The 2599-nt window shown below is 43.8% G+C and carries 3 protein-coding genes; 2 read left to right on the forward strand and 1 reads right to left on the reverse strand.

The features are described from left to right. Window positions 1-224: 224 nt before the first annotated feature. Together V3S16_RS17500 and V3S16_RS17505 are read left to right on the forward strand one after the other, a co-directional pair. A complete protein-coding gene (locus V3S16_RS17500; RefSeq protein ID WP_413887300.1) occupies window positions 225-773 on the forward strand; it encodes a DUF2889 domain-containing protein in 549 nt (182 codons plus the stop codon). 150 nt (window positions 774-923) lie between these two features. Then, the gene (locus tag V3S16_RS17505; RefSeq protein ID WP_413887302.1) at window positions 924-2219 is read left to right on the forward strand and encodes a PP2C family protein-serine/threonine phosphatase; all 1296 of its coding nucleotides are present in this window, start codon (window positions 924-926) and stop codon (window positions 2217-2219) included. A 78-nt stretch (window positions 2220-2297) separates the two neighbouring features. Here the strand turns inward: V3S16_RS17505 and V3S16_RS17510 are convergent. Beyond that, a partial coding sequence (locus tag V3S16_RS17510; protein ID WP_413887304.1) for an ATP-binding protein occupies window positions 2298-2599 on the reverse strand: 302 nt, incomplete at its 5' end.

Here is a 2599-nt window from a genome sequence, read left to right on the forward strand (position 1 = left end):
TGCCCAAAGATTCTGTGATTTCTTTTAAAAAGGCTACATTAATTGTTAAACGGAACAAATTAATCGACAAATTAGCTGAGTTGAGTAAAGAAATCCGGCAAATCAAATAGCAAGACCTTTAAAAAAACGTCCCCTTTCTTAAATCCCCAGAATTAATTGACGTTTTACCATCAATCCTTTACGATACCGATTAAAATTACATACTACCGGAGGAAATTATGTGCTTGGATAATCAACGTAAGGGTAAAAAAATTCACACCAGAAATATTGAAATCTCCACTTATGAATACGGTGAAAAAAATATTCTTGTTGAGGGGCAACTCAAGGAGGATACTTTGACACCTATCTATGTTTCCGGGAAAAAGCATCCTCCTCACACGGTACACCATATGGTTGTGCAGATGGTCATTGAGTGTTCGTCGCTTACCATCAAGGAAATAAAGGTTGAAATGCCGGGCATTCCTTACGATTGGTGCCAGGAAACATCCAACAGTCTCGACGCGATCAAAGGTTTGAAAATAGCACCCGGTTTTACACGGAAAGTGAAAAAAATTTTAAATGAAAACAAGAAATGTTCACATTTGACAACACTTTTATTTGCAATAGCACCGGCTGTAATGCAGGGTTTCTGGATTTTCAATGCCAGAAAACCAAGCGAAGATGTGGTTTCACCGGCTATAGTGAAAAATTACCTTGTTGATACATGCTGGGTGTGGAGAAAAGACGGTCCTCTTGCGAATCGGGCGACCTCAAAAGACGGAAACCATCCTTAGCCACAAAAAAGAAAACCTGAAAAATTGAAGATTTACAAATCTCGTTTGCAATGATATTTATCTGATGAGTCGGATTGAGTTAGTTTCCATCCATAAATGGCTTATTAGAAATAAAAGCCGGGATATTGCTAAGTTATAAGAGAAATAATTATGATCAATGACAATTACGGCCGCGGCGCAATCAACGTCGCCAAGCGACTGAAAAAACTGATTGAAGCCAATCAATATCTTGCCGACATCGAATCTCTGGATGCATTGTTTCCGAGGCTGTTAGATCTCGCCAAGAATGTAACTGCCGCAGAAGCCTCATCGCTGATGCTCTACGATCCAAAACGCGACGTTTTAGAGTTCGCATCGGTTGCGGATGAGGTTATCGGCGAGGCCGGTGGAGAAATCCTGAAGATTTCCGTTAAGCTCAAAATGGGAGAGGGAATAGCAGGCTGGGTCGCAGAAAACCGCAAATCCCTCATAATTAAAGATACTCAGCAAGATCCAAGATTTTCCAAGCAGGCTGACAAACAGACAGGCTTTATCACCCGCAATTTACTTTGTGTACCTCTGGTTTATAATGAAGAACTCCTCGGTGTGATCAATGTTCTCAATTCCAAGGAAAAGCAATGCTTCGATGCAGAAGATCTAGAGCTTTTGGAGAGCTTTGCACATTTGGCTGCCATAGCTATAATAAGATCCAGGCTGCTTGAAACCAGACTCAAGCAGCAAAGATTGCAAATTCAGATGGAAGCCGCATCCAAGATCCAATCGCTTTTTTGGCCGAAACTTCCGGAAATGGAAACTGGAAGCAATGTTTGGGCTGTGTCGCTACCGGCATCTTTTGTGGGCGGGGATTTATACGATTTGATCCCCATGACCGACGGCAGTTGGTTGGTTTACGTGGCAGATGTTGCCGACAAAGGTCTGCCTGCTGCGCTGATTATGGTGGCATTATGGTCAAGGATCCGGGAGGAAGCGCTTTTGCACGACGAGGTAGACAAGCTGCTCGAGACCGTAAACAATGCAATGCATGACTTGATGGCCGAAGAGGGATTTTTCTCCACGATAATTATTGGAAGATATTGGCCCGCAACCGGTAGGATACAGCTTGCACGCGGGGGCCATTTGCCCCCATTATGGATTAGCAAAGATGGACTGGGAAAGGTTCCGGAGTTGAAGGGGCCATCATTGGGAATTGTGCCGGGGGCTAAATACGAGAATAAAGAGATCACCTTGTCACCGGGCGAATCGATTCTATTTCTATCTGACGGTGTCACTGAAGCGGAAAATGAGGAAGTTGTGTTGTTTGGCAACCGCCGCCTGATAGACTATATTCAAAAAACAAACGGTCCACCTTGGGGGAAGGGTCTGTTGGACTCAGTCAAAGCCTGGCAGGGAACCGCCAAGGCCAGCGATGATCTTACCATACTCGAAATCTGGCGCGAACCGGCGTAAAATATTTCAGGCCGGTGCCGAAATCGGGCAAAAAGGGAAGTTTTGCATTAGGTTTAACTCACCGAATGGTTTTCCTCATTATTTTAAAAGATGAGTCTGTCCTGTTCGGACAGCATCTAAATAAAGTTTTCCTGTCAACATTAATTTCCCGAATCTACCTTTCTTCCTGTCCATTATAATATCAGCAAGTTCTTCACGTGTTTGTGGTGGTATTACTTCGGTAGGTTTTTTCAAAAGGAATATTGATTCAGTCGGGCAGTTAGAGACACAAACGCCGCATCCAAGACAGCGGTCCAGGTTTACAACAGCGTACTGTTCTTTTTCAGAAACGCTCACCGCACCGACCTGACAGCTTTCTTCACAATTACCGCATCCTTGGC

This window comes from Candidatus Desulfatibia sp., from assembly GCF_036446775.1.
Classification (GTDB): Bacteria; Desulfobacterota; Desulfobacteria; order Desulfobacterales; family UBA11574; genus Desulfatibia_A.